18 protein-coding genes and 1 pseudogene are annotated in these 25314 nt (G+C 68.1%); 8 read left to right on the forward strand and 11 right to left on the reverse strand.

What is annotated here, in order from left to right; all coding sequences use genetic code 11:
- Nucleotides 1-415 precede the first annotated feature (415 nt).
- Nucleotides 416-786: pseudogene (locus AB0F70_RS09830) on the reverse strand (hypothetical protein); the annotation flags it as partial.
- Between the two features lie 540 nt (nucleotides 787-1326).
- On the opposite strand from AB0F70_RS09830, the gene AB0F70_RS09835 reads away from it, so the two are divergent.
- The 5 genes from AB0F70_RS09835 (at nucleotide 1327) to AB0F70_RS09855 (ending at nucleotide 5608) form a co-directional block, all read left to right on the forward strand.
- The gene (locus AB0F70_RS09835; protein WP_357447043.1) at nucleotides 1327-2052 is read left to right on the forward strand and encodes a hypothetical protein; all 726 of its coding nucleotides are present in this window, start codon (nucleotides 1327-1329) and stop codon (nucleotides 2050-2052) included.
- The gene (locus tag AB0F70_RS09840; protein WP_357446889.1) at nucleotides 2049-2873 is read left to right on the forward strand and encodes a class I SAM-dependent methyltransferase; all 825 of its coding nucleotides are present in this window, start codon (nucleotides 2049-2051) and stop codon (nucleotides 2871-2873) included. The genes AB0F70_RS09835 and AB0F70_RS09840 overlap by 4 nt, the downstream gene beginning before the upstream one ends.
- Before the next feature lie 37 nt (nucleotides 2874-2910).
- Nucleotides 2911-3975 (forward strand): hypothetical protein, encoded by a 1065-nt coding sequence (locus tag AB0F70_RS09845; RefSeq protein ID WP_357446893.1) that lies wholly within the window; start codon nucleotides 2911-2913, stop codon nucleotides 3973-3975.
- A 144-nt stretch (nucleotides 3976-4119) separates the two neighbouring features.
- Entirely contained in the window at nucleotides 4120-4872 is a 753-nt protein-coding gene (locus tag AB0F70_RS09850) for a hypothetical protein (protein WP_357446896.1), read from the forward strand.
- Between the two features lie 7 nt (nucleotides 4873-4879).
- Nucleotides 4880-5608, forward strand: coding sequence for an SDR family oxidoreductase (locus AB0F70_RS09855; protein WP_357446899.1), 729 nt, complete (start codon nucleotides 4880-4882; stop codon nucleotides 5606-5608).
- Nucleotides 5609-6559: 951 nt separating this feature from the next.
- On the opposite strand, the gene AB0F70_RS09860 is transcribed toward AB0F70_RS09855, so the two are convergent.
- Nucleotides 6560-7135: a hypothetical protein gene (locus tag AB0F70_RS09860; RefSeq protein ID WP_357446902.1), complete on the reverse strand. Its 576-nt coding sequence runs from the start codon at nucleotides 7133-7135 to the stop codon at nucleotides 6560-6562.
- 82 nt (nucleotides 7136-7217) lie between these two features.
- Here AB0F70_RS09860 and AB0F70_RS09865 point away from each other — a divergent pair, with 82 nt between their 5' ends.
- Nucleotides 7218-8162, forward strand: a complete 945-nt coding sequence (locus tag AB0F70_RS09865; protein WP_357446905.1) for an alpha/beta hydrolase — start codon at nucleotides 7218-7220, stop codon at nucleotides 8160-8162.
- Nucleotides 8163-8175: 13 nt separating this feature from the next.
- Here AB0F70_RS09865 and AB0F70_RS09870 read toward each other — a convergent pair whose 3' ends face one another.
- The 3 genes from AB0F70_RS09870 to AB0F70_RS09880 all read right to left on the reverse strand — a co-directional run bounded on the left by AB0F70_RS09870 (nucleotide 8176) and on the right by AB0F70_RS09880 (nucleotide 12736).
- Nucleotides 8176-10485: a glycoside hydrolase family 9 protein gene (locus AB0F70_RS09870; protein ID WP_357446908.1), complete on the reverse strand. Its 2310-nt coding sequence runs from the start codon at nucleotides 10483-10485 to the stop codon at nucleotides 8176-8178.
- A gap of 60 nt (nucleotides 10486-10545) precedes the next feature.
- On the reverse strand, nucleotides 10546-11556 hold the full coding sequence (locus tag AB0F70_RS09875; RefSeq protein WP_357446910.1) for a hydroxyacid dehydrogenase: 1011 nt from the start codon (nucleotides 11554-11556) through the stop codon (nucleotides 10546-10548).
- Nucleotides 11557-11635: 79 nt separating this feature from the next.
- The gene (locus AB0F70_RS09880) at nucleotides 11636-12736 is read right to left on the reverse strand and encodes a substrate-binding domain-containing protein (protein ID WP_357446913.1); all 1101 of its coding nucleotides are present in this window, start codon (nucleotides 12734-12736) and stop codon (nucleotides 11636-11638) included.
- Nucleotides 12737-12887: 151 nt separating this feature from the next.
- Between AB0F70_RS09880 and AB0F70_RS09885 the strand changes: the two genes are divergently transcribed.
- Complete coding sequence (locus tag AB0F70_RS09885; protein ID WP_357446916.1) at nucleotides 12888-14894, forward strand: DUF2264 domain-containing protein; 2007 nt, start codon at nucleotides 12888-12890, stop codon at nucleotides 14892-14894.
- Here AB0F70_RS09885 and AB0F70_RS09890 read toward each other — a convergent pair.
- The 4 genes from AB0F70_RS09890 to AB0F70_RS09905 all read right to left on the reverse strand — a co-directional run bounded on the left by AB0F70_RS09890 (nucleotide 14884) and on the right by AB0F70_RS09905 (nucleotide 20173).
- Entirely contained in the window at nucleotides 14884-15846 is a 963-nt protein-coding gene (locus AB0F70_RS09890; protein ID WP_357446919.1) for a carbohydrate ABC transporter permease, read from the reverse strand. The genes AB0F70_RS09885 and AB0F70_RS09890 overlap by 11 nt on opposite strands.
- A complete protein-coding gene (locus tag AB0F70_RS09895; RefSeq protein ID WP_357446922.1) occupies nucleotides 15843-16910 on the reverse strand; it encodes a sugar ABC transporter permease in 1068 nt (355 codons plus the stop codon). The genes AB0F70_RS09890 and AB0F70_RS09895 overlap by 4 nt, the downstream gene beginning before the upstream one ends.
- Nucleotides 16911-16916: 6 nt before the next feature.
- Entirely contained in the window at nucleotides 16917-18221 is a 1305-nt protein-coding gene (locus AB0F70_RS09900; RefSeq protein WP_357446925.1) for an extracellular solute-binding protein, read from the reverse strand.
- Nucleotides 18222-18508: 287 nt separating this feature from the next.
- A complete protein-coding gene (locus AB0F70_RS09905; protein WP_357446928.1) occupies nucleotides 18509-20173 on the reverse strand; it encodes a thiamine pyrophosphate-binding protein in 1665 nt (554 codons plus the stop codon).
- A gap of 284 nt (nucleotides 20174-20457) precedes the next feature.
- Between AB0F70_RS09905 and AB0F70_RS09910 the strand changes: the two genes are divergently transcribed.
- Entirely contained in the window at nucleotides 20458-21264 is an 807-nt protein-coding gene (locus tag AB0F70_RS09910; RefSeq protein ID WP_357446930.1) for a hypothetical protein, read from the forward strand.
- A 129-nt stretch (nucleotides 21265-21393) separates the two neighbouring features.
- On the opposite strand, the gene AB0F70_RS09915 is transcribed toward AB0F70_RS09910, so the two are convergent.
- Together AB0F70_RS09915 and AB0F70_RS09920 are read right to left on the reverse strand one after the other, a co-directional pair.
- Nucleotides 21394-22857 (reverse strand): NAD-dependent succinate-semialdehyde dehydrogenase, encoded by a 1464-nt coding sequence (locus AB0F70_RS09915; protein WP_357446932.1) that lies wholly within the window; start codon nucleotides 22855-22857, stop codon nucleotides 21394-21396.
- Nucleotides 22854-24806, reverse strand: coding sequence for an FAD-binding monooxygenase (locus AB0F70_RS09920; RefSeq protein ID WP_357446935.1), 1953 nt, complete (start codon nucleotides 24804-24806; stop codon nucleotides 22854-22856). Before AB0F70_RS09920 ends, AB0F70_RS09915 begins: the two co-directional genes overlap by 4 nt.
- Between the last annotated feature and the right edge of the window lie 508 nt (nucleotides 24807-25314).

The raw sequence follows: 25314 nt of genomic DNA on the forward strand, positions 1-25314 counted from the left end.
AGCTTGCTCAAACTGCTCTTCCGGTCCCCCGCTCAGACCGCTACCACGGCCTGAGCGGGGGACACCAGGCGAGGGCGGTGTCCGTGAATATCACGGTTCACAGGCACGCTGTCAGCGCTCTCTACCGGTCACCGCGCCCCAGTTGGCCAGGACGAGCAGTGATCCGATCAGGCCCACAGCCAGATAGTCAGGGAGAAGAAGGATTTGGCCGGGACGCCGAAGAGCGCTTTGCCGAATCAGCCGCCCAGCAGGGCGCCGAGCACCTCGATGACCAACGCGATGAGCTAGCCTGCTTACCGCCTTGCGGGGCGTGATCGCGCGGGCGATGGCGCCTATGATCCAGCCGATGAGGACCCAGCCGATGACTCCGACAGCGCTGCTCCGTTCGATGGTGCGGTCCGTCGATAGCCTGGCGCTACCGGGCCGCCCGTAGTGCTGTCTCTAGAGAGATAGGGCCGTCCGTGGATTCGATGGTCCAGGCGGTGCCTTCGGCGGCGAGCGCGTCGGCGAGCATCGCGACGAGGCCCTCGAACTGGGCTTGCGTGGATGACGCGATGTCCTCGTCACCCGCCCCGTCCAGTGCCCTGGCGGCCTGAGAGGACTTGCTGTCGATCAGCTCCGCGATGGTGGAGTCGATCGTCTGGGCGGCGATGATCCGCCAGGCCGTGACGGACTCGGGCTGGCGGATCCGGTCGCTGACCTGGGTCTGCTCGGCGTAGGTCCAGGACAGCTCGGCCAGCACCAGGTTGGAGGCCACCTGAAGTTCAGCCCCACGCCGGCTCCCGTCCAATGGATGCGCAAAGTCGCCATCAACGAGCACGCCGCCCGCACCGGCCACGTTCCCCGCAACCCCGCCTGTCTCCGCAACACCGCCATCACCCACTAGCAAGCAACCGGCACCATCCATATTAACAGCAACTAGGTACCAGCAAAAAGCCCTCACCGAACCAGCGACATCATCACGAGATAGAAGATCGGGAGGCGTCCAGGCTGTGGGATCTGCCAGTCTGCTCCAGACATGCAATCGCCGCTTCTCGTCAAAAAAGTCGACTCGTCGCCTTGGGGATTGACAAGGAGCGCTACAATCAACATAGCGTCCGCTGTCTCGGGAGCGGTCCAAACTGAGAGCGGAGGCAGCGCAATGGTAGCGCAGGCGAAGCACCCGTATTGGATCAGAATCCGTCGGAACTTCACGGCGACCGGATTGGTGTTTTGTTTAGCAGTTGACTGTGTGAACGAGTGATGGTGGCAACGCCCGGCGCTCAAAACGAGGCGGTTTCCTACGCTCGTGCTCACTCATCGGCTGAGTACGGTCTGAGAGTCAGGATGCGGCGTCTGAGGAATGCCGCCGGGAGCTATTTGTTCGCCGTGCTTGACGATGGATATGTATCCGGGCCGCACGAAAACCAAGCTGCTGCGGGCGCGGTCGCTAGCACCGCGCATGCGTTGGGATTTAGCGCGGTAATGGGATACCCCGGATTCTTCCGATCCCAGTTTAGCGACATACCGTCGGTCGGTAGGGTGGTGAACGTCGCCGGCTCGACGGTGAGGCATGACGTGGCGTCAAAGGTGATCGTGACCAGCGTCGCGGAGGCTATCCGCTGCGCGGCTGATGCGGTGGCGGTTCATGTGAGTCTGGGCGTGCCCAACGAGGGCGTGATGCTCGCCCAGCTTGGCCACGTGGTCGCCGACGCACACGGATTCGGGCTTCCAGTCTTGGCCGCTTCCTACGCTCGTAGTCAAGATGGCGTGCCTATCCTGGATGCCTCACAACAGGCTCACGCAGCGCGATGCGCCCTCGAACTGGGCGCCGACATCATTAAGGTTCCATGGCCAGGTAGTCGGGACGGGCTTAGGCGAATCGTCGCCGCAGTTGATCCGCTGCCGGTCGTTTTGGCGGGTGGCCCACCGGGGCCTGACTCTGAGACGACGTCCCGTGTCGCTGAAGCGAAGGAAGCAGGCGTGTCGGGCCTCTGCATCGGACGACGTTTGCTCAGCGCGTCAAACCCTGCGAGCACAATCACTCAGATTGTCGAGATCTTCGAGCGATGACTGAGGGCCGCGAACTGAACAAGTGGCTCACCCACATTGACTGGTGGAGCATGCTGCCGCCCGGTCGGCCCCCGCAGACGCAGCTCCAGTTCATCAGGAGCCATCTACGCGGAGCGGAAAACGTCCTGATCCTCGGTTCGACGCCCGAGTATCGCGATCTTTGCGTTGAAGAACGCGTCGGCTCTGTGCACGTTATTGACTACAGCGAGTCATTCCACCGCCACGTCTCAGCGCAGCGTGTCTACACGGACGCCACAGAGGCCGTCACATTTGCGCGATGGCAGGATTACTTGCCGACGTTGAAAAGCCGGTTCGACGTGATCCTCGGGGATCTCGTCAGCGGCAACGTGGATTATCCTGCCCGCGCTGACTTCTATAGCAGTATCGCCAAAGCCCTTCGCCGAAACGGGCGTTTTATTGAGCGCGTTCTCACTAATCGAGAAGGGTATCAGCGCTTGAAGCATCTGGATCAATACTATCGGCGCGCGCCGCTAAATCTCCTGACCGTGAACAACTTCGCGAACGAGTACTTCTTTACTAGCGAGATAGTCGAGCAGGGTGGCATCGTCGACGTGAGAGAAATCGTTGCCATCCTTTCGGATCGATATCGACACGACAGGCGTCTGCAGGCAGTGCTAGCGATGACTGCTCAGGTGGTTCCAGCGGATGGTGTCTGGTTTTACGGACGCCCGTGGGAGACCGTCGAGCGCCATTACGGCGGACTCTTTAGTATCGAGGGAACTCACATGGATTCTAAACGAGACAGGTTTATGCGTCGCATAGAAACGTTCATTTTCTCGCCGAGACGAACAAGGTGGTAGAAGCATGGCAGATGGACGACTCTCTAGCAAGACCCGCATGAGTATCGTTAATATCATACTGAACGATGAGGCGCAGGAGCGGCGCAGGGCGTTTCTGCAAGTTGGCAGGCTTGCGGGAAAATGGGTGCTCTACGTAGTCCCGTCAATAGTGTTGCCGATCTTGCTCGGAGTTGTCATCAGAGACAAGGACGGTAGTCCAGTTCTGGATAATTTCGACCAGACGGTAATTGGCGCTCTCCTGTTCGTCGCAATCACGTTGAGCGGAATGGCTCAGGACATCTCGACGTTGGCCCGTGCGGCGTCACAAGAGACCCGAGTCGGCCGTATTGAGTCGCAACTGGATGGTTTGGTTGCGAACCTAAAGGTCAGTTTCACGACTCTGCTTCAGCGCAATCCATACGGTGACAATCTGTTCGCACAGCTCTTCACGGACTCACTGTCCGACCTTGAGCGCGCCGTTAACCGCGCGGCAGTGGAGCAGTCACTGCCCGTCGACAAGTATACGTACAGGGCCTCTGAATTCACGACAAATATCATTGCTGCTCGAAATAGGGACGTGCTCCGGTTCGTGCATCATGCGGGCGACAATTTTCTAGATACCATTCAAGGTCAGGACTACTATCGCCGTATCAGCACCCTTGGCTGCAATGGAAACGTTGTCATCAGGCGCCTAGTGGTTTATCGGTCGATCGACCAACTTCAAGACGAGCTGACACAGCGTATAATCGCATTTCATGCGCGCAACCGAAACCATGACTGCCGACTCATTTCGGAAGATTCGTGGAGCACGGTTCTGACTGATCTTGATATCCATGAACACGGTGACATGGGAGTGTGGGGAGACGTGTTGGCCTACCACTCGCCCAAGCTAGAAGCCGCCAACAATGCCGGCACCTATTCCACAGATCCGATAGTGATTGTGCGCCTTGCTAAGGCATTCAGCCGCGCATGGGACTTTGCTGATGCCCCTAAGGACAGTAACGACGGTCCAATGACGATTTACGAACTCGCGACAGGGCGGTTGCCTCCCAGCGCCATTTCGCGGCGAGAGTACGAGGTCGTGGGCTCGCCGGAGCGCCCGGCCATTCCTCAACAAGATTGAAGCGGGGTCACTATGAGATTCATTTCGACCCAGACACTAGACGGCGTCGAACTTCATGGAGTAATCGTTCGGCCGGCAACGCCCCGAATGCCGACTCTGGTGCATGTGCATGGCAAGTGCGGAAATTTCTATCAGAACCATTTCGTGCAGATTTTCGCTGAGATGTTCGAGGATCTCGGTCTGGGATTTCTTACTATGAATACTCGCGGCCGAGATTGCATAGTGGAGGCGGCCGGGGTGGCCGGCGCGTATAACTATCTCGGTGGGAGCTTGGAGTTATTCGGAGAATCTGTGCTCGATCTTCGCGCGATGCATGAGGTCGCAGCCGAACAGAGCGAGGTTGTTGCCTTCCAGGGACATAGCTTTGGATGTGAAAAGGTCTTGAACTATGCTGGGCAAGTCGGGGATGAACTTCCTATCTCGTTGTTGTCGCCCGGCAGTAGCAGGGTAGTGCAGGAGAATTACACCGGGGAGCCGATAGCTACGCAACTCGCAAGGCTGCTCTCCGCAGGGGACATCGAGACTGGTTCCATGACGTTGGTTCCGCCTGGAGAATATGGAGTCCGCCAAGGTCGCACCGAATATCCGATACCGATCACCAGAGCCGCGCTGGTCGACCTCCTGAGCTCCGATGCAATGAGGATTCTGGACTTTGATGGTGGTTGGGAACCTAGCAACCGTCTAGGCCCCGGTCACGTGTATATGGGTACATCAGATCCGTACCTTACTAGTTCTGCCGATCAGGTGTCGGAGTACCTAGCAGGACTATTCTCGGAACTCAGCGTCTTGCTCCTTGGGGGCGGAGACCATCACTTCGCTGGTCTTGAGTCCACAGTGGTCGGTGCGGTAGCCTCATGGCTCAGTGTCCAGTCACAGTACTCGTTTGGATCGGAGTAGATAGTTTATGGAACGAAGCGCTCTCGTCACAGGTGGTACCGGGTCAATCGGCAGCAGTATCGTACGGGCCCTGACTCAGAACAACATCTCCGTGGTTTTTCAGTACCACTCGGACAGCCAACGCGCGGCTGAAATCAGTCGAGAAACGGGTGCCACCAGCATTCAGATCGATCTGCGAACCGGCGTCATTCCTGATTTTCCGGACGTCGACATCCTCGTAAACTCTGCGGGTGTTCTGCTGACAAAGACGTCGGTCGAAGAGGTGGGTGACGCTGAGATCGAACAGACCTTGGCTGTTAACCTCGTCGCTCCCTTTCATCTCATCCGTCGGGTCGTGCCTGGAATGAAGGCACGGCGCTGGGGCCGGATAGTCAATATCGGGTCGATTTACGCACATCGTGGCACCAGTAACAACTCAACCTATAATGTGTCCAAGCACGCGCTTTTGGGTCTGACGCGATCTGCAGCCAAGGACCTCGCGTCGTTCGGAATCACGGTGAACCAAGTGGATCCTTCCGCAGTGGATTCGGACATTATTGACGATCTGGCACGGCGCTATGCCGCCTCGGGGGCGACCACATTTGAGGCCTACAAGCAGGATCTTGCTTCGGGCATTCCTGTTGGACGGCTCGCGGATGCGAAAGAGATTGCGTCTGCTGTGGCATACCTCGTCAGTGAGGAAGCTGGCTTCATCACTGGCGAGGCGCTAGTTGTGGACGGCGGCCTTATCGCCTAGTACTACAGCCATAGAAGTGGTTTGCCTGCACCCTGGTGCCGATGCGACGGCGTCTGGCGGGGCCATGTCGCCGCGCCTCCTGCGCACCGCGATGACGGACTTCATAACGAGCGCTGGACACTCGATCCTTAGATCTCGGGTAGTGCCGGAGGATCGCGGTAGCGGTAGGGTCCAGGGCTAGGTTGAAGCGGACGTACAAGCGCCTCAAGAGCCGCGCGCGTAGCTCAGGGCAGAACCTTCGCAAGAATGGCTGCTCCAGGGATCGCGGTCGCTTACCTACTCCAACGAAGCTTGCTGTGCCTGGCAGCACAACGTGGTCGGATAGCCGGGATTCTTGGGGTTGCGTGCTTGCTGTCGTCGCTATAGACGGTGGTTCACCGGATGGTCTCGCTCGCCATCGTGTGCTTGCTGTGCGTCGTGAAGACTGGCTCGAGTCAAGGGCACCGCGGTGTGGCGGAGGTCCTGTCCGCGTTCGGCGTCGGGGGCGCAGGTGCGCACGATGTACCTTGTCGGCCCGAACAAGTGGCAAATCGGACACGTGCCCAGATACGGGAACCTGATCCATGAGGTGGGACGGAATCCGGTTCTGAGCTCGCCGTACCGATCCAAGCGGTGACATGTTCCCTGACACGGATGCTGCTCTTGACACGCGAGGTGACACGGTTCCAGCGACCACGGGCGACAACGCTTGCCTACGGATGCCAAAGCGGCACAGGAGTGGCGGAATCTAGCCGTTTCTGCATCACTAACGGGGCTAACTGTTCCGCTGGTATGGGGAGGGGCGCACCGGCCCGACGCACCAAACTTCCCCAGGGCGTTCCGCCGGACGGTGGGCCCGGAGGCCGGGCCCACATGGCACGTTTGAACGTCAACCAGAACATCCTGCCCGGGCCGGAGCCGGCGTCCGGGGCTGAGCCAGCGGGGTGAGCCGCCGGCCCTGCCAGGCGACCGTCATTCCTCGCCGAACGAGCCCGCGAACTCCTCGATCGCGCTGATGACCTCGTCGAGGATCGCCAGGTTCTCGGCCCGGGTGCCCGGCACCTCGAGGCTGTGGTCGGCGTCCTCCACCTCGAGGACGTCGGCCTCCGAGCCGTCCGCGAGCTCGCCGTCCCACAGGGGGTCGGCGGTGCCGCCGATCAGCAGGTGGTCCTCGTCCAGCTCGGCCGCCGTCTCCCGGACGTCGGGCGCCTGCTCGCTGGTGAGCACGGGGGTGAGCCAGACGCCTGGCAGGCCGAGGCGGACCGCCATCGGCATGGCGAGCGTGCCGAGGGACTTGGCCACGACCAGGTGCAGCGCGTCCTCACCGGGCGCGCCGCCGCCGTCGAGGATCTCCGCGTACGCCTCGCGCGCCGAGCCGAAGGACGGCCTGGCCGTCCACTCCAGGGTGCGGACCGTCCAGCCCAGGTCGCGCAGCGCGCTGCGCGCGTACCAGAGCAGGGGGCCCATGGCGGTGTAGCCGCTCCCGGGCAGGACCGTGACGACGCGGGCCGGGTCGGCGTCGGTGACGTGCAGGTCGTAGGCGGACACTCGTTCATCATGGCAGGGCCTCGCGATTGTGGCGCCCCGCACCCCGTTGCGAGCCACACGGAGGCTCGCGATGGTGAGGATCATGGAGATATCACCCATGGACCCAGCCACCGGCCACGCCGACATGGCCCGCGCCGTCCGCCACCGCACGCTCGACCTGGACGGCGTGCGGGTGTTCTACCGCGAGGCCGGACCCCCGGACGGGCCGGTGCTCCTCCTCCCGCACGGCTATCCCTGCTCGTCGTACGAGTTCCGCGACCTGATGCCGGCGCTCGCCGACCGCTGGCGCACCGTCGCCCCCGACTTCCCGGGCTTCGGGTACAGCGGCACGCCCGGCCTGGCGACCTTCGAGTACTCCTTCGACGGGTACGCGCGCTTCCTCGACGCGTTCTGTGCCCGGCTGGGCCTGGACCGGTACGCGCTGTACCTGCACGACTACGGCTCGCAGGTCGGGCTGCGCCTCGCCATCCGGGCGCCCGAGCGGGTCGCCGCGCTGATCGTCCAGAACGGCGACATCTACGAGGACGAGCTGGGGCCGAAGTACCAGGGGCTGCGGGACTACTGGAAGAACCCGACGCCCGAGGGGCGCGCGGTGCTGGAGAACGCGGTGACCGAGGAGGGATTCCGCGAGGAGTTCCTCAACGACGTGCGGGACGAGCTGGCCGAGCTCGTCCCGCCCGAGCTGTGGACGGTGGCGTGGGCGCAGCTCTGGACCCCAGAACGCCGCGGCATCATGGTGGGTCTGATGGAGGGGCTGCGCGAGAACCTCGAGTGGTTCCCCCGCTACCAGGCGTACCTGCGCGAGCACCGGCCCCCGGCGCTCATCGCCTGGGGCCCGCAGGACGGCTACATGCCCGAGGGGTCGGCGCGGGCCTACCTGCGCGACCTGCCGGACGCCGAGCTGCACCTCCTGGACGGCGGGCACTGGCTGCTGGAGACGAACCTCGACGAGGTCGTCGGTCTGGTGCGCGACTTCCTCGGGCGGGTGCACGGCGGGCCGGCCGCGGGTCCTGACGGCCGGCCCTGACGGTGCTCCGGCGCTACGGGTGCGCGTACCACCCCGAGCCCCGGGAAGCCGACCCGTCGCCCAGGTCGGCGGCGAAGGAGGCGACCCAGGCGAGCGACGAGTTCCAGTTGATGGTGATCTCGTTGACCGCCCACGCGCGGATGTCGTCGACGTAGCACCACTGGGGCAGGCAGCCTTCGAGCCATGCTCCCGAGACCGGGTCCTGGATGCTCGAGTTGGGTCCACCGGCGACCGTCCCGCGGGGCGGCGCGGGCAGCCTCGGGTCGAGGCTGTGGGCGTACCAGCGGCTGTGCTGGTTCTGCGCGTACACCGTGCCGTAGCCCGTGACGTAGGACGTGCCGAGCACGTTGCGGCCCAGCAGGTAGTCGAGCCCCTGGAGCACGGACCGCGCGTACGTCGCACGCCCGGTGATGTCGAACGCGGTGGCGATCACCACCTGGTTGTTGAGCATCGAGCTGTTCGAGCCCCAGGCGTAGCGGCCGTCGGACGGCGTGTAGGTCTGGCCGAAGGCCTCGCGCTCCTGGAGCGCGACGAGGCGGTCCGCGCCGGCCACCACCGAACGTCGCACCCGGCCGCGGTCGGGCAGTCGCGAGGGCACGGTGGCGAGGTCCAGGCGGGCCAGGGCCGCGACCGAACCCCAGTAGAAGCCGTCGCCCGAGAACACGTCGGCCCGGTGCAGGGGGCTCGCGGCGACGTCCCGCTGGTACCGGGCGGCGCCGGTCGTGAGATAGAGCTCCGCGGCGGCCCAGTAGAACTCGTCGGAGACGTCGGAGTCGGCGTACGGGCCGCCCCCGGACTCGCCGTCCGCGCGCGGGGCGAACAGCGCCGGGTGGGCCCGCGCCGCCTCGTACGCCGTGGTCGACGCCTGGAGCAGCTTTTCTGCGAACGCGGGGTCGATCTCGCTCCACAGCCGCGCTCCGGTCGCCGCGACGGCGGCGAGGTTGAGCGTCGCGGCCGTCGACGGCCGGTGCAGGGCGCGGGCCTTCGGATCGGCCGCGGGGAGCATGGGCAGCCCGGTCCACTCGACGTCGTGCACCTTGTGGTGCGCCATGCCAGCCAGGGGTTCGCCGTCGGGCACCTGCATCTTGAGCATGAACTCGAGGTTCCAGCGTGCCTCGTCGAGGATGTCGGGCACGCCGTTGCCACGTTCGGGGACACGCAGGGTCGAGTCGGCGAGCGCCCCCCGGTCGACGGCGTCGGCGTACAGCGTGCGCTCGTAGGCGGTCAGCAGCTGGTGGGTCGAGATCCCGCCGTTCACCACGTACTTGCCGTGGTCGCCCGCGTCGTACCACCCTCCTGTGACGTCGAGGGTGTAGTCGCAGGTCCAGCCGTCCATCCAGGCCCGTGGCTCCTGGCACGGCACGGAGACGTCGCCCTGGTTGGGCGACGCTCCCACATGGCCCGCCGCCCGCGCGTACCCGGAGCCGGCGACCGCACCGTCGATGGGGGTGCCCGAGCGGTTCGTGTAGAAGAAGGCCATCGAGTCCGCGCGCAGGCTCTGGTAGACGTCGGCGTCGATGTCGAACGGGTGGCTCGACACGTCGCCCACCACGAGACGCACGTCCCGCGCGGACCTGGTGTACGAGGAGAAGTTGATGGTCTGCACCCGCTCGCCCGACGAGGGGTCGGTACCGCGGGGTCTCGTGAAGCCGCGGGTGAGCACCTTGCCGGTCGCCGACTCCAGGCTCCACCGCTGCGGCGTCGTCTCAGCGGTGACCATGGTCGCCGCCTTCGGGCCGTGCGGCAGGTAGCCCGCCTGGTTGACCTTGACGGCCGGTCCGGTCTCCGGCACGTACTCGAACGCCGGACCGGTGAGGCTCACGTCGTCGAGGCAGACCCCGTACGCGCCCCCGCCCCCGAGCTGGAAGTGCAGGGTGTTGCTGACCGGGAGCTCCTGGTCGGGCGTGACGAACGTGTAGGTCGTCGTCGTGGGCCCCGTCCCGACGGGCGTGCTCCTGGTCAGGTAGGCGGCGCCCGCGGATCCGTCGGTCGACTGCACCACCGGCCGGATCGTGACTGCACGGTCCGCCCGCGCGGTGAAGCTGAGCGTGTACTCGGTCGCCGGCCGGAACGCCAGGTCGTTCTGCCCGACGATCGCCCCCCACGGGTTGGCGACGGCGGGCACGTCGAAGCACAGCTCGCCGGCCGAGACGTCGGGTGCCATCCCGGCGTTCGTCCACCACGGCTTGCTTCCCGCGTCGAACGTGCCGTTGACCAGCAGCTCTTCCTCCTCGCCGACGGCGGCCCCCGCGGCGGGCAGGAACCCGGTCGCCAGGGTCATCGCGACGAGCGGCGCGACGATGCGCCATGGTGTTCGGACCACGTTGTCCTCTTTCTGTAGTTTCTCTGTCGTTCAGCGTTGCGCCGTTCAGCGTTGCGAGCCTCAGGCCATGATGGCGAGGGTCTCGGGATGCACCGGGGTGCGGAACCTTCCGGTACGCACCCAGGACTCGACCTCGTAGGCCGCCGTGTGACCGAGCCGGCGCAGCTCGCCCCCGACCGACCCGGCCACGTGCGGGGTCAGCACCACCCCTGGGTGCTCGTACAGGGGAGAGTCGGCGGCAAGGATCTCGGGCTCGGTGACGTCGAGGACGGCGCGGACCCGGCCGGCCACTACCGCTTCGGTGAGCGCGGCCGTGTCGACCAGGCCGCCCCGGGCCGTGTTCACCAGCGTGGCGTTCGGCCGCATGAGCGCTAGACGGCGGGCGTCGACCAGGTGCCGGGTCTCGGGCAGGTCGGGCGCGTGCAGCGTCACGACGTCGCTCGCCAGGAAGATCTCGTCCAGCTCGACCCGGCGCGCGCCGAGCTCGCGCGCGGTCGCGTCGTCGACGTGCGGGTCGTGGAGCAGCAGCTCGAGGTCGAAGGCGGCCAGGTGGCTCAGTACCCGCCGGCCGATCCGGGACGCGCCGACGACACCCACCGTCCGCCGGTAGTTACCTGCCTCCGGGAACCGCTCGTTCCAGTCCGCGCCGGCCCGCTCGTCGCGGTATGCGGCCCGCATGGCGTCGAGCTCCTTGTTCGCCAGCAGGACCTGCGCCACGGTGTACTCGGCGACCGGGACGGCGTTGGCGTCGGCGGCCGAGCTGACGGCGACCCCCGAGGCCCAGAAGTCGGCGGAGAGATGGTTCTTCACCGTCCCGGCGGCGTGGACGACGGCCTGGAGCCGGCCGCTCGCCAGGACTGCCGGCCCGATCACGGGGCAGCCCCAGCCGGTGATCAGGAGGTCGGTGGTGTGCAGCCGCCTGCGCGCCGCGGGAGCCGTGAGGTCATCGATGACCTCGGTGCGCAGATCACCGAGCGTCGCCAGCCTGCGCATCGTCTCCTCGTCGAAGAGGCGAGGCAGGAGTGCGGGCTGCATGGCGAAGGAGATCGTCAACGGGGCTGGTCGCGACATGGCATCCTCATCGTCCGGGGCTGTTCGGACGATCATCCCGTCGTGCCGCGGCCGGGCCCCGTCTCACCCGACAAAGCGGTCAAGAGCGATCACCGACGTCGTGCGGTGCCGGCCGCGCGGTGCCGGGTGGCGCGGTCGAGCGTCGCCGGACGAGGCGGGGGACGAGCCGGACCCGCTGGGTCGCGGCGCGGTCCCCGGCCGTCACCCGGCGCGCTGCGACCGACACCGCGAGGCGGCCGACGTCGTACTTGGGCGGTGCGACCGCGGTGAGCGGGACGGAGCCGAGCGATGCCAGTACGTCGTCGTAGGCGACGATCGAGACGTCCTGGGGTACGCGCACGCCCCGTTCGAGGGCCAGGCCGAGGAGCGCGACGGCGTCGTCGTCGGAATGGATGATCACCGCGGTCGTCCCCGTGGCCGCGCACCTGTCCAGGAGCGACTCCAGCGCTGCGTTGCGCTGCGACAGGTCCTGGTCCTCCCAGGTGAAGGTCACCGGCGCGAACGGGGCGTGCATCCGGCTCCGCGCGGCGAGCGCGCTCTCGAACCCTGCGATCAGCCGGACCGAGGTAGGTGTCGAGGCCAGCACCGCCAGCGCCACCCGTTCGTGGCCCTCCTGTGCGAGGTGGTCGAGTGCGACCTCCACTCCCGCCTCGTGCTCGGAACGGACGTAGTCGACACCGCGCGCTGCGCACTGCCGTTCGACCAGCACGATGGGTTTGTCCATGGTGGCGAACCAGGACGGGAGCCGTGCGTCGGTCGGGCGTGCCGTGGCGATCAGGAGGGCGTCGACGCGTGCGCGCCGCAGCCGATCGACGATGCGGCTCTCCTCGGCCTCGTCGTAGTACGACGTCGCCAGGATGAGCCGGACGCCCGCTTCCCGTGCACCCTGGCGGGCGCCCGCGAGGATCTCCTGGAAGTAACCGTGGCCGGAAGGTATGACCACTCCGATCACACCGTGCCGGGCACCGTCGTCCGTCTCGGTGGGAAGGAGGACCCCACCGCCGTGGACCCGCTGCAGCATGCCCTGCCGGGCCAGGGACGCGACGTCGCGGCGCGCGGTGACCAGGGAGACGCCGAACCGGTCGGCGATCTCCTGCACGCGGACCGAACCGTGCAGGCCGAGATCCGTCAGGATCGCCGCCCTGCGTCGTGCGCCGAGCTCTCGCTCACGTGCGGTCATGAGCACCCCTGTCGTCACTCCGCCGGCCACGGTGCCGGGTACCGGCCACGGTGCCGGATGCCGGACGCCGGTGCGGACCGGCGGCGAGCAAACCGATCATAATCGATCACCTCTGTTGGACGCCGCTCGCCCGCGCCGTGAGGATCGATGCATGACACCGACGCCCCGGCCTGCCGACGGGTCCGCCCGTACACCGCACTCCTGGCCGGAGGCCTGGGGCCCCTCACCGGCGGCCGACCCCGCCACCAGCCCGTCCACCGGCTTCACCCGGGAGCACTGGATCGCGGCGGCCGACGGGCTGCTGCACTCGGCCGCTCGCTCCGCGACCGCGAGCGGTGCCGGGATCGTCCTGGACGGCCCCCCGTCGTGGAACGGGACGGACTCGGACGCGCTGGAAGGGTACGCGCGCACGTTCCTGCTCTTCGCGTGGCGCCTGTCGGGAACCGGCGAGGTCGCCCCTGAGCTCCTGGACCAGTACACCTCCGGGCTCGTCGCGGGTACGGACGTCGCCCACCCCGAGGCCTGGCCCAGGGTCTCGCCCGACTGCATACAGGCTCTGGTCGAGGCCGCCTCCGTGGCGCTGGCGCTGCACCAGACCCGGCGCTGGATCTGGGCGCGGCTCTCGGACGAGCACCGCGCGGCCGTGACCGAGTGGCTGCTCGGGGCGTTCACGGTGGACGTCCCGGACAACAACTGGCACTGGTTCCGGGTGGTCGTCGCCACGTTCGTTGCGACGACGGACCATCAGCTGAGCGACGTCCAGCTCGAGGTCGTCGACGCCGACCTGGCACGGATCGAGGACTTCTACGTCGGCGACGGCTGGTACCGCGACGGGGCGGGGGAGGGCGACCGGTTCGACCACTACGGCGGGTGGGCCATGCACTTCTACCCCGTCCTGTGGCACCGCATGTGCCGGTCGCTCGACCCCGCCTCGCACCTCGCCAGGCGGTCGGAGGCCGCGCGAGCCGCACACCGCTCGCGGCTCGCGGAGTTCCTCGAGTCCTACTACGACCTCGTGGGCGCGGACGGCGCTCCGCTCTTCCTCGGCAGGTCGCTCACCTACCGCTGGGCGGCGGCGGCCGCACCGCTCGCGGCGGTGCTCGACAAGAGCTCGCAGTGGCCGCCCGGGCAGACCAGGCACCTGGCGAGCGCGATGCTGCGCCACTTCCTGGACCACGGCGCCATCGGGGAGGACGGTGTGCCGTACCTCGGCTGGTTCGGCCCGTATCCGCCGATGATCCAGGGGTACTCCGCCCCCGCGTCCCCGTTCTGGCTGTCGAAGGCGTTCGTCTGTCTCCTGGTCGATGCCGAGGACCCGTTCTGGACGGCTGCCGAGGAGCCGCTGCCCGCAGCCGTCGTGAGCCGCACCCGGACGATGCCGGCGCCGGGGTTCGTCGTGTCGTCCACCGTCGAGGACGGGATCGTGCGTGTGGCGAACCACGGCACCGACAACCACCATCCCGGCGTCGCCGACGATCCGCTCTACTCGCGGCTGGCCTACTCGACAGCGACGGCCCCGGTCCTGGGCGAGGCGGCGCCACTCGTGCCGGACAACCACGTCGGCCTGGTCCAGGAGGGCCGGATCTCGCGCCGCGGACGGATCCACCGGACGACGACCGGCGACGGTTGGGCTGGGTCGTGGCACGTCCCCACCTGGGTCGACGGCGACACGGTGGTCGAGGCTGCCGGGACGCGCATCGAGACGGTCAGCGTGCTGGAGGGGCCCTGGGAGCTACGCGTGCACCGGGTCGAGGCGGGGGAGGGCGTCGCCGTCGTCGACAGCGGCTGGGCGGTGGCCGGCGACACGCCGCCGCGGGCCGAGCGGGTGGGGCGCCAGCTGCGGCTGACCGGCCGGGGAGGCCTGGTCAGCGTGCTGCTGCCCGTCCTCGGCCAGGCCGGCGAGCCTGTTGCCGAGGACGTGGCAGGCGGGAACGCGCTGGGCACGTTCGCCCGGGTGCCCACCGTGACGACCACACGGCAGGCCGGCGCGGTGAGCATCCATGCGGTCCTCATCGGGCTGTCCCGCTCGGCCTCCGGCCTGACGCTCGACCGTGACCCTGAGTTGGTGGTGGAGCCCGGGGCCGGCGGGGCGTGCGTCGTGCGGGTCACCATGCCGTCCGGATCTCAGCGGCTGCTCACGTTCGTCGTCAGCCCTTGACCGCTCCCTGCATGATGCCTGCCACGAGCTGGCGGCCCACGAAGGCGAAGACGAGCAGGAGCGGCAGCGTGACGAGGAAGACCCCGGCCATGATCAAGGAGTAGTCGTCGCGGTAACCCGCCGTGAGGTTCTGCACCGCGATGGGCAGCGTCGGATTCTGTGAGCCGAGGACTATCGAGGGCCAGAAGAACATCGTCCACTGCATCACGAAGACGAACAGGCCGAGCATGGAAGCGGCGGGCAGGGCCGCGGGCACGGCGATGCTCCAGAAGGTCCTGAGCATCGAGGCGCCGTCGACCCGGGCGGCCTCGATCAGCTCGTAGGGCAGTGCCGACTCCAGGTACTGCGTCATCCAGAAGACGCCGAACGCACTGACCAGCGCCGGCACGATCACCGCATGGATCTTGCCGATCCACGCCAGCTCCGACATGAGGATGTACATCGGGATGACACCCAGCTGTGTCGGGACCGCCATGGTCGCGATGACGAACACCAGCAGCGCATCGCGTCCGGGGAAGCGCAGCTTCGCGAACGAGAACCCGGCAAGGGTCGAGGTCAGCACTGTCGCCAGCGACACCACCACGGCGATGACCAGGGAGTTGGTGAGCGCGAGCCAGAAGTTGATCTGGCTGGACGCCATGACGTCGGCGAAACCCGCGAAGATGCTCGCGTCGGGCCACAGCTGCGGGATCGCCCGCTGCGAGATCGACACCTGGTCCGAGGAGCCCAGCAGCAGCGTGTAGTACAGGGGGAACGCCGAGACCACGAGCACGATCGCCAGGACCGTGTACGTGATCCAGCCCGCCCGACGGATCGTCGAACCCGCGCCGTGCTGTCTCGTGCCGCGCTGTCTCGTGTGCTGTCTCGTGTGCTGCTTACGTGCGCGCCTGCGGGCGGCCGCTCTCGCGGCCCCCTTGCCGGCACCCTGGGCGGTGGCTGCGACCGAGCTCATGAGTCCCTCCGGTCCGTCGTCGAGGTGGTGCCCCTGCGGGCGTCGGCGAGCATCCGGCGGGTCACCGAACGCCTGACCTTCGGTATCCGCCTGCCCGAGGACGCGATCCGCTGGCTGAGCAGGAAGTTGACGAGGCCGATCGCCAGGACGAGCACGAACAGCATCCACGCCACGGCCGCCGCACGTCCGAAGTCGCGCTGGTTACCCCAGGCCACGTCGTACATGTACAGGACCGTCGTCATCCACTGGCGGTCAGCGCCACCCAGGCCGGCGGCATCGAACAGTCGCGGCTCGTCGAAGATCTGCAGGCACCCGAGGGTCGCGGTGATGACGACGAAGATGATCGTCGAGCGGATCTGCGGCACCGTCACGGAGAAGAACTGACGCAGGGGCCCGGCGCCGTCGATCGTCGCCGCCTCGTACAGATCGCGCGGCACGGCCTGCATCGCCGCGAGGAAGATCAGGGCGTTGTAGCCGGTCCAGCGGTAGTTCACCATGGTCGCGATGGCGACGTGGCTGGCCAGCCGGTCCTGGTGCCAGCCGACCGGGTCCAGGCCGACGGTACCCAGGAGCTCGTTGATGAGCCCGAACTGGTCAGCGAACAGGCGCCCGAAGATCAGGGAGACCGCTATCGGCGCCACCACGTACGGCACCAGCACGCCCATCCGCCAGAACGTCGCGTTCCGGATGTTCTGGTCCAGCAATGCCGCCAGCGTGATCGCGATGATCACCTGGGGCACCGCCGACAGCACGAAGATCGACAACGTGTTGCCGAGCGACTTCCAGAACGTCGCCTGTCCCAGCACGTCGGCGTAGTTCTGCCAGCCCACGAACTCGCCCTGCCCGCCCAGCAGGTTCCACTCGTACACCGACACCACTGCCGTGTACGCGAGCGGGAAGAGGCCGGTGAGCCCGAACAGGACGAAGAACGGCGAGATGTAGAGGTAGGGGGAGACCTTGACGTCCCACCGGCTCAGCCTCTGCGAGAGACCGAGCCTGCGTGGCGTGCGGGGCTCAGGTGGCGCGAAACCTGTCATCGGCTCCGCCAGCTCGAGTGCGGCCATGTCGTCCTACTCCAGCCCGAGCGTCTCGTACGCCTCGATCGTCTTCTCCCACGACGTCGCGGGGTCCTCGCCCGACGTCTCTACCCGCTCCAGACCCAGCTGCACCGTCTGGTGGATCGCGAAGTAGTTCGGGCCCTTGTACGGGTTGGTCTCGACCGCCAGGGCGCGGTTCGTGAAGATCTCGCCCACCGGGGCGTCGTTCATGAACTCGTTCACGAACGACTGGACCTGCTCCGACTGCTGCGCCTCGACCTGTGACGGGAAGTTGCCGGCCTCCTCGAAAGCGGCAGTCTGCTGCTCGGGTGCGGTGAGCCATGCCGCGAGCTCCTTGGCCTCCTCGACGTGCGCGCCCGATGCCGGGACGGTCAGGAACGACCCGCCCCAGTTGCCGCCGCCGCCGGGGAACACGTCGGCGATGTTCCAGCCGTCGACGCCGCCCGAGTTCGACTCGATCGAGCCGGTCATCCACGCCGGGCACAGCATCGTGGCGAAGGCATCCTTCTGGAACCCGGTGGCCCAGTCCTCTCCCCACTGCGGGAGGCCGGCCGACAGCCCTGCGCGGTCCTGCGCCACCAGCGTGTCGAACAGCTCCTTGATCTCGGAGTTGCCGGCCAGGGGCTTGGGTGTGCCGTCCGGGTTCTCGTAGGCATGGTCGACCTGGTTGACGAGCCCCTGGTAGGTGGCCACGCCGGAGTCGTACCAGGCGGCGTCCGAGCTCTTGACGAAGTCGGCGCCGACCGCGAAGTAGTCGTCCCAGGTGGCGTCCGCGCCGCCGAGGAGCTCGGCGACCTCGTCCGGCTCGGACGGAAGACCGGCCTCCTCGAGCAGGTCCTGGCGATAGCAGATCGCCTGGGGGCCGATGTCGGTCCCGTAGCCGATGAGCTTGCCGTCCGGCGTCGTGGCCTGCGCCACCTTCCAGTCCATCCAGCGGCCCTCGAGCTCCGGGTCGGCCAGGTCCGTGAACAGCTCGGGGTACTGAGCGAGCTCACTGATCCAGTCGACCTCGATCGCCTCGATGTCGGCGAGGCCCGCGCCCCCGGCGGCCAGCTTGGTGGTCAGGTTGGTCCGGGCGTCCTCGGCGTCCGCCGCGTCGATCAGCTCCACGGTGACGTCCGGGTGCTCCTCGGAGTACCTCGCGAGGAGCTCGGCGGTGTACCCGAAGTTGTTGAAGGTCGCGACGCTGAGCGTGATGGGACCGTCCTCCCCGGAGCCTTCGCCCGAGGTCGCGCCACAGGCGGCGAGGGCGAGCGCGGTGAGCGCTGCACCCGCCGTCGTCGTGGCGGCGCGGCGGGCAGACTGAATGCTTCGCACAGTGACTCCTTTGTCTGTTCTGAGAGGCCGGGTTCCACGGCAACCGGTCGGCGGATGCGCGTCGGCGAGCCGACGTGACGGACTCCCGTACCTATCGCCGATGCTCGTTCCCGGCGTCGCGGAGCGTCAACAAGCGCTCGGGCAGGCAGGCGCCCCGCAGGGCCGCGAACCGGCTAGATCCTGCGGTTTCTGGGACTGCTGGAGGTGGTGTGCGAGGTGATCGATAATGATCGAGACCGGCACCGATCGTGATCGGTACCGGTCTCGGTCTGCGCGCCGTTGGCGTCCTAGCGGGTGCGGTTCGCCCGCAGGATCTCCTCCTGGTACGGCGCGACCACGTCCCCGGAGATACGGCAGTCGAGCAGCAGGAAGCGGCGGTCGGCGACCGGCTCGGCGGCCCACGTCGCGAGCCGGTCCAGGTCGGCGAGCGAGCGGACGACGACGCCCTCCGCGCCCACCGCCGCGGCGAGCGCCGCGAAGTCCGTCTCGGGGATGAGCATCGGTTCCTTGGTGATGCCCTGCCGCCCGTAGACGTGCACCTCGGCGCCGTACGCGGCGTCGTTCCAGACGACGGTGATGCCGCGCCCGCCGGCGGTGCGGACCGCGGTCTCGAGGTCGGCGAGCGCCATCAGCCCGCCGCCGTCGCCGGTGGTGAGCACGACGGCGTCGTCGGGCCGGGCCGCCGCGGCGCCCGCGACGCTGGGGAAGCCGAGCCCGATGGACTGGTAAGCGGTGCCGACCATGACCATGCGGTCGGGGGAGGCGACCGGCCAGTACATGTTGGCCCAGCCGATGAAGTGCCCGCCGTCGGAGACGACCACGCGTTCGGCGGGCAGCAGGTCGGCGAGGCGGTGCGCGACGGCGCGCGGGTCGAGGCGCCCGTCGGGGGCGATCCCGTCCGCGGGGCCGGTGTCGTAGCGCCGGGCCGCCGCGACGTCCACCGTCTCGCGCCAGCCGGACGGCTTGGCGGCCAGGGTGTTCAGCTCGTCCAGGAGGATGCGGGTCACGAGGTCGGCGTCGCCCCGGACGAAGCCTCCGACGTGCCGGTGCGTCGCGGCGGGCGCGGTGTCGACCTGGACCACGCGGGTGCCGGGCGCGAACAGGTCGCCGAACCGCATGGTGAACTGGTTGAGCGACGCCCCGACCACGACGGCGACGTCGGCCTCGCGCACCAGCTCCATCGCCCGCTCGGCGCCGAAGCCGCCCGCGACGCCGAGGTCGTACCGGCCGTCGGGGAAGACACCCCGGCCCAGCGCGGTGGTGGCGGTCAGTGCCCCGGTCGCCTCCGCGAGGTCGCCCAGTGCCGGACCCGCGCCCGCGAGCCAGGCGCCCCGGCCGGCGAGCAGCAGCGGCCGCTCGGCGGTGGCGAGGTGCTTGGCGAGATCGGTGATGGCGGCGGCGTCGAACGGCCCGGTCGGGGCCATCGGCGCGGGGAGCGTGGGCTCGGGCGCGTCGGGGATGGGCCCGGCTTCCAGGGCGGCGACGTCGTAGGGGATGGCCAGCACCACTGGCACGCGGTAGGTCAGGGAGTGCTCGATGGCGATGACGCTGGTGGCCGCGGCGTCCGCGCGGCCGACGGTATAGGTGCGGGCGCCGACGGCGGCCGCGAGCGCTATCTGGTCCACGTCCCAGGGCCGCGGGCCCGACGTCGGCTCGTCGCCGGCCAGCAGCACGAGCGGCACGCGGGCCGCGGCGGCCTCGGCGAGCGCGGTCAGCGCGTTGGTGAACCCGGCGCCGTAGGTGGCGGTGGCTGCGGCGATACGGCCCGACGCGCGGAAGTGGGCGTCGGCGGCGACCACACCACCCGCCTCGTGGCGGACGGCGGTGAACCGGGCCCGCGTCGAGCGGGTGAGGTCGTCGAGGAACCAGGCGTTGCCGTTGCCCATGACCCCGAAGACGTGGTCGACGTGGCGGGCGACGGTACGGGCGACGTGTGCGGACACGGTGGGCACGAGGGCCTCCAGGGAAACAGTGACGGATGAGTGGTGCGGTCCGTATGTGTCCCGTGCGGCCCGGCTCGCGGGCTGCCGCGCACCCCTTTTTCGAGCGCAGGCGGTTCGTCCGCCTTGACGCTCCGAAGTATAGCTACCCCCTCCTGGCGCGGAAGCGCTTCGACGATTTCATGTCAAACCATGGACATTTCCGAAACTTCACCCCATCATTGGCAGCACCCGCTATTGAGCGGGTTGCTTCGGGCCAATGGCGGCCCGAGGGGGACCTGACCGAAAGGACCGAGATGCGTCAGAGTCGAACCGCATCGATCAAACATCGGATCACCGGCATCGTCGCCGCGCTGTGCCTCGCAGTGGTGCCGGTAGTGGCCACCGCCGCGCCGGCTCAGGCCGCTAGCACCTGTGCGAGCGGCGGCAACATCGCGATGGGCAAGTACTACGTCGTCAACAACCTCTGGGGCAGCGGGTCCGGCTCCGGATGGCAGTGCGTGTGGGACAACTGGCAGTCCGGCGACACGATCGGCTGGGGCACCAACTGGGAGTGGAGCGGGCAGTCCAACTCCGTGAAGAGCTACTCCAGCGTCGTCCTCGGCTGGCACTGGGGCTGGCAGCGTTCGGGCACTGAGCTTCCGGTGCGGCTCAACGCCAACCGCAGCGTCCCGACCACCTGGGACTACGGCGTGACCGGCTCGGGCACCATGAACGTCGCCTACGACCTCTGGCTGCACACCCAGTCGAACCCCGGGGCGTCGACCGGTCCCAGCGACGAGATCATGATCTGGCCGTACAAGTCGGGCGGCGCAGGGCCTGCGGGCACCCGCCAGGCGACCGTCAACATCGGCGGCGGGACCTGGGACCTGTACCGCGGCTGGATCGACGCCGGCAACGGCACCGGGTGGAACGTGTTCTCGTTCGTCCGCACCTCGAACACCAACTCGGTGAACTTCAACCTGCGGGACTTCACGGGCAACCTGGTGAACCGAGGGTGGATCAGCAACACCAAGTACCTCACCAGCGTCCAGGCGGGTACTGAGGTCTTCACCGGCAACGGGCAGCTGAACACCAACAGCTACTGGGTGGACGTCCAGTAGCACCAACCACCTCTTGGTTGTGGGCGTGACCGTTGCGGCTACGTGCCTGTTCCAGGCGCAACGGTCACGCCCACGACCAAGGGGTGTTGCTGTGCCAGTGCCAGTGCCAGTGCCGGGCGGGGGTCGGTGTCAGGCCGGGGTGAGCGTGTACTTGGTCTGGAGATATTCGTGGATGCCCTCGGCGCCGCCCTCGCGGCCCAGGCCTGACATCTTCCAGCCGCCGAACGGCGCCGCCGCGTTGGAGACGACACCGACGTTGAGCCCCATCATCCCGGTCTCGAGCCGCTCGATCATGCGCTGGCCGCGCGACAGGCTCTCGGTGTAGACGTAGCTCACGAGCCCGTACTCGGTGTCGTTGGCCAGCGCCACCGCCTCGTCCTCCGTGTCGAACGTGGCGATGGCGAGCACCGGGCCGAAGATCTCCTCGCGCAGGATGTCGCTGCCCGGCGTGACGCCTGTCAGCACCGTGGGCTCGAAGAAGCTGCCCGCCCCGTCGATGCGCGAGCCGCCGGTGGCGAGCTCCGCGCCCCGGGCCACCGCGTCCTGGACCAGCGCCTCCGCCTTCGAGACTGCCTTGTCGTCGACCAGCGGGCCGATGGTCACGCCGGACTCGGTCCCACGGCCGATCACGAAGTCGTTCACAGCGGCGGTCACCCTGCGGGCGAACTCGTCGGCGACCGAGGAGTGCACGATGAAGCGGTTGGCGGCCGTGCACGCCTGCCCGATGTTGCGGAACTTCGCCGCCAGGGCGCCCTTGACCGCCTGGTCCAGGTCGGCGTCCTCGAAGATCACGAAGGGGGCGTTGCCGCCCAGCTCCATGGAGGTGCGCAGCACGCCCGGCGCCGCCTGCGCCAGGAGCTTCTGGCCCACGGGCGTCGAGCCAGTGAAGGACAGCTTGCGCAGCCTCGGGTCGCTGATGATGGGTTCGGAGACGGCGCCGGAGCTGGACGTCGTGATCACGTTGACGACGCCGTCGGGCAGACCGGCGTCCTGCAGCAGCCTCGCGAAGTAGAGGGTGGTCAGCGGTGTCAGTGCCGCGGGCTTGACCACCACCGTGCAGCCGGCCGCCAGGGCGGGCGCGATCTTGCGCGTGGCCATGGCCAGCGGGAAGTTCCAGGGCGTGATGAGGAAGCACGGCCCGACGGGGTGCTGGCTGACGATGATGCGGCCGGTGCCCTCGGGGTTGGGCCCGTAGCGGCCGGTGATGCGCACTGCCTCCTCGGAGAACCAGCGCAGGAACTCGCCGCCGTACGTGACCTCGCCGCGGGCCTCCGCGAGCGGCTTGCCCATCTCCAGGGTCATCAGCAGGGCGAAGTCCTCGCTGCGCTCCTGGAGGAGGTCGAACGCGCGGCGGAGGATCTCGCCACGGGTCCTGGCCGGCGTGGCCGCCCACGCGGCCGCCGCGTCGACGGCGGCGTCGAGCGCGGCCATGCCGTCCTCCGCGCCGGCGTCCGCGATGGACTTGATCGTCTTGCCGGTCGCCGGGTCCTCGACGGTGAGCGTGGCGCCGGCCGCGGCGGGCCGCCACGCGCCGCCGATGAGCAGCCCGTCGGGGACGGAGTCCAGCAGGTCGGACTCGCGGGTGTCGGTCATGTGTTCTCCTTCGTGTGCGTGTGCGTGTGCGTGTTCGCGTTCGTGTTCCGCGGCGTGGTGTCCGGCTGGAGCAGTGCCCCGGCGAAGAACGCGCTGAGCTCGTCCGTCGCGCTCAGAGGGAGCACAGCGGCAACGTACTGGTCGGGCCGCACGACGACCACCACGCCGCCCCGGTCGATGCTCCGCAGCTCGAAGATGTCATGCCCGGGGTCGGTCGCGTACACCTTCTCGTGGTCGACCAGCTCGAACGGGCCGACCCGGGGCTTGAAGACCTCCGGCACGTCGGGGAACTCCACGCCGAAGTGGTCCTGCTGGTAGACGACCTTGACGTCGAGCACCGAGTCCGGGTCGGTGCCGGCCGGGGTGTGGCGCAGCAGCGGTGAGTCGGGCGCCGTGCCCAGCCACTGTGCCCACTCCCGCAGCGCCGAGGGATCGCCGGGCGCCGCGGCGTCGGCGAACGCGTAGACACGCCACCGCCCGTCGGCGCGGGCGTGGTGCCCGAGGTGGGCGGGGTTGCCCTCGGCGACGCGCTCCACCGGGGCCGACTTGAACCGCTTGCCCACCGGGAAGCCGGTGGCGAGGTGCTGATGGACCGGCTCGGACACGATCATGGAGGGCTGGTACTGCGTCATGAACCCGCAGGGGAACTCGGCGGTCTTGACGTAGAAGTCCTCGAGATAGGTCGGGTCGGGCAGGTCCTCGGGGGGTGTGGCCATGAGGCGCGACCACTCCCGGTCGAAGTCGATGAGGTCCTGTGCGACGACCTGCCGCTCGGCCGAGTAGGTGGCCAGCAGGGACTCCGGAGCCCGGCCCGTGAGCACGTGGGCCAGCTTCCAGGCGATGTTCCAGCCGTCCTGCATCGACACGTTCATGCCCTGCCCGGCCTTCGCGCTGTGCGTGTGGCAGGCGTCGCCCGTGAGGAACACCCGGGGCGTGCGGATGCCGGTGAGCTCGTCGGGTACGTCGTCGAACCCGTCCGTGACGCGGTGGCCCACCTCGTACACGCTGTGCCAGGGCACGTCCTTCACGTCCAGCGTGTACGGGTGGATGATCCGGTTCGCCCGCGCGATCACCTCGTCCAGCGACGTCGCGCGGATGCGGGCGCCCTCGCCCGGCGGCACCTCGCCGAGGTCGACGTACCAGCGGGCCAGGTATCCGCCCTCGCGGGGGATGAGGAGGATGGACCCGCCGTCGTGCGACTGGATGGCGCACTTGGTGCGCACGTCGGGGAAGTCCGTCACCGCGAGCACGTCCATCACGCCCCAGGCGTGGTTGGCCCGGTCGCCCACGGGCTTGCGGCCGATCGCCTGCCGGACGGCGCTGTGCGCGCCGTCCGACCCGATGACGTAGCCGGCGCGCACCGTGCGCTCGCTGCCTTCCTGCGGTCCGGTCGTGTGCCGCAGGGTGACGGTGACGGGATGCGTGCCCTCGTCCGTGACGGTGAGGCCGACGACCTCCAGCCCGTAGTCCGGGGTCACCCGCGCGGGTGCCCTTGCCGCGACCTCGGCGAAGTAGTCGAGCACCCGTGCCTGGTTGACGATCAGGTGCGGGAACTCGCTGATCCCGTGGGCGTCGTCCGGCGGGACGGCGCCGCGGACGATGTTCGCCGGGTTCGCGGCGTCGGGCTTCCAGAACGCCATCTCGGTGATCCGGTACGCCTCGGCGGTGATGCGTTCCGCGAACCCGAACGCCTGGAACGTCTCGACGCTGCGCGCCTGGATGCCGTCGGCCTGACCCATCTCGAGGCGTCCCGCCCGCCGCTCGACGACATGGGTGCGGATGTCGGGGAACTGCGCGAGCTGCGCCGCGGCGATCATGCCCGCCGGGCCGCTGCCGACGATGAGCACGTCGACCTCGTCCGGCAGCTCGGCGGGACGCTCGAGACCGTAGCCCGCGGCCGGCTGGACGCGCGGGTCACCGGACACGTAACCGTGATGGTGGAACTGCATCGTTCTTCCGTTCTGCTCGTGGTGCGGCTCTGCCTGCCTACCGGCCTACCTGTTTGCCCGCATGCTTACGGGCGCGCCGCCGAGGCCTCAGGCCTTGGCCAGGCCGTAGATCGGGCTGGCAGCCTGTAGCTCCTCGTGGTCCGGCCCCACCGGGATGCCGGTGCGGGTCGCGCGGCATGAGGACCGCCGCCAGCCCGATCACCGTCATGCCCGCCGGGTACATGGTCACCGCTCTTGTCGTGCCCATCGCCTGGACCAGGGCCGCGGAGGGTCCGTCCGGGACTACAGCGTGTTTGGGAATGTGGTGGTTCGCAAACACCGCCCTTCTCGGGCGTCCGGTCCTCGGGCCACGGATGCGGTTCGGGACCGGTTCCTACGTCGTTCAGGCCCTCACCGTGCCGCGACCTGTGGTGGTCACAGCGGGCAAGGGTTCTGTCAGTAGGCATTGATGACGGGGCCGGCTGCTTGCCGGTCCGCGAAATGCACTCTGATTCTGACACCGCATGAC

The sequence above is a fragment of the Promicromonospora sp. NPDC023805 genome (genome assembly GCF_040639635.1).
Classification (GTDB): Bacteria; Actinomycetota; Actinomycetes; order Actinomycetales; family Cellulomonadaceae; genus Promicromonospora.

Bases quoted from the DNA above. Each gene is read 5' to 3' on its own strand.
- AB0F70_RS09835 (WP_357447043.1), top strand. From the start codon at position 1,327: ATGCGGCGTCTGAGGAATGCCGCCGGGAGCTATTTGTTCGCCGTGCTT.
- AB0F70_RS09840 (WP_357446889.1), top strand. From the start codon at position 2,049: ATGACTGAGGGCCGCGAACTGAACAAGTGGCTCACCCACATTGACTGG.
- AB0F70_RS09845 (WP_357446893.1), top strand. From the start codon at position 2,911: ATGAGTATCGTTAATATCATACTGAACGATGAGGCGCAGGAGCGGCGC.
- AB0F70_RS09855 (WP_357446899.1), top strand. From the start codon at position 4,880: ATGGAACGAAGCGCTCTCGTCACAGGTGGTACCGGGTCAATCGGCAGC.
- AB0F70_RS09865 (WP_357446905.1), top strand. From the start codon at position 7,218: ATGGAGATATCACCCATGGACCCAGCCACCGGCCACGCCGACATGGCC.
- AB0F70_RS09875 (WP_357446910.1), bottom strand. From the start codon at position 11,556: ATGTCGCGACCAGCCCCGTTGACGATCTCCTTCGCCATGCAGCCCGCA.
- AB0F70_RS09880 (WP_357446913.1), bottom strand. From the start codon at position 12,736: ATGACCGCACGTGAGCGAGAGCTCGGCGCACGACGCAGGGCGGCGATC.
- AB0F70_RS09885 (WP_357446916.1), top strand. From the start codon at position 12,888: ATGACACCGACGCCCCGGCCTGCCGACGGGTCCGCCCGTACACCGCAC.
- AB0F70_RS09890 (WP_357446919.1), bottom strand. From the start codon at position 15,846: ATGAGCTCGGTCGCAGCCACCGCCCAGGGTGCCGGCAAGGGGGCCGCG.
- AB0F70_RS09895 (WP_357446922.1), bottom strand. From the start codon at position 16,910: ATGGCCGCACTCGAGCTGGCGGAGCCGATGACAGGTTTCGCGCCACCT.
- AB0F70_RS09910 (WP_357446930.1), top strand. From the start codon at position 20,458: ATGCGTCAGAGTCGAACCGCATCGATCAAACATCGGATCACCGGCATC.
- AB0F70_RS09915 (WP_357446932.1), bottom strand. From the start codon at position 22,857: ATGACCGACACCCGCGAGTCCGACCTGCTGGACTCCGTCCCCGACGGG.
- AB0F70_RS09920 (WP_357446935.1), bottom strand. From the start codon at position 24,806: ATGCAGTTCCACCATCACGGTTACGTGTCCGGTGACCCGCGCGTCCAG.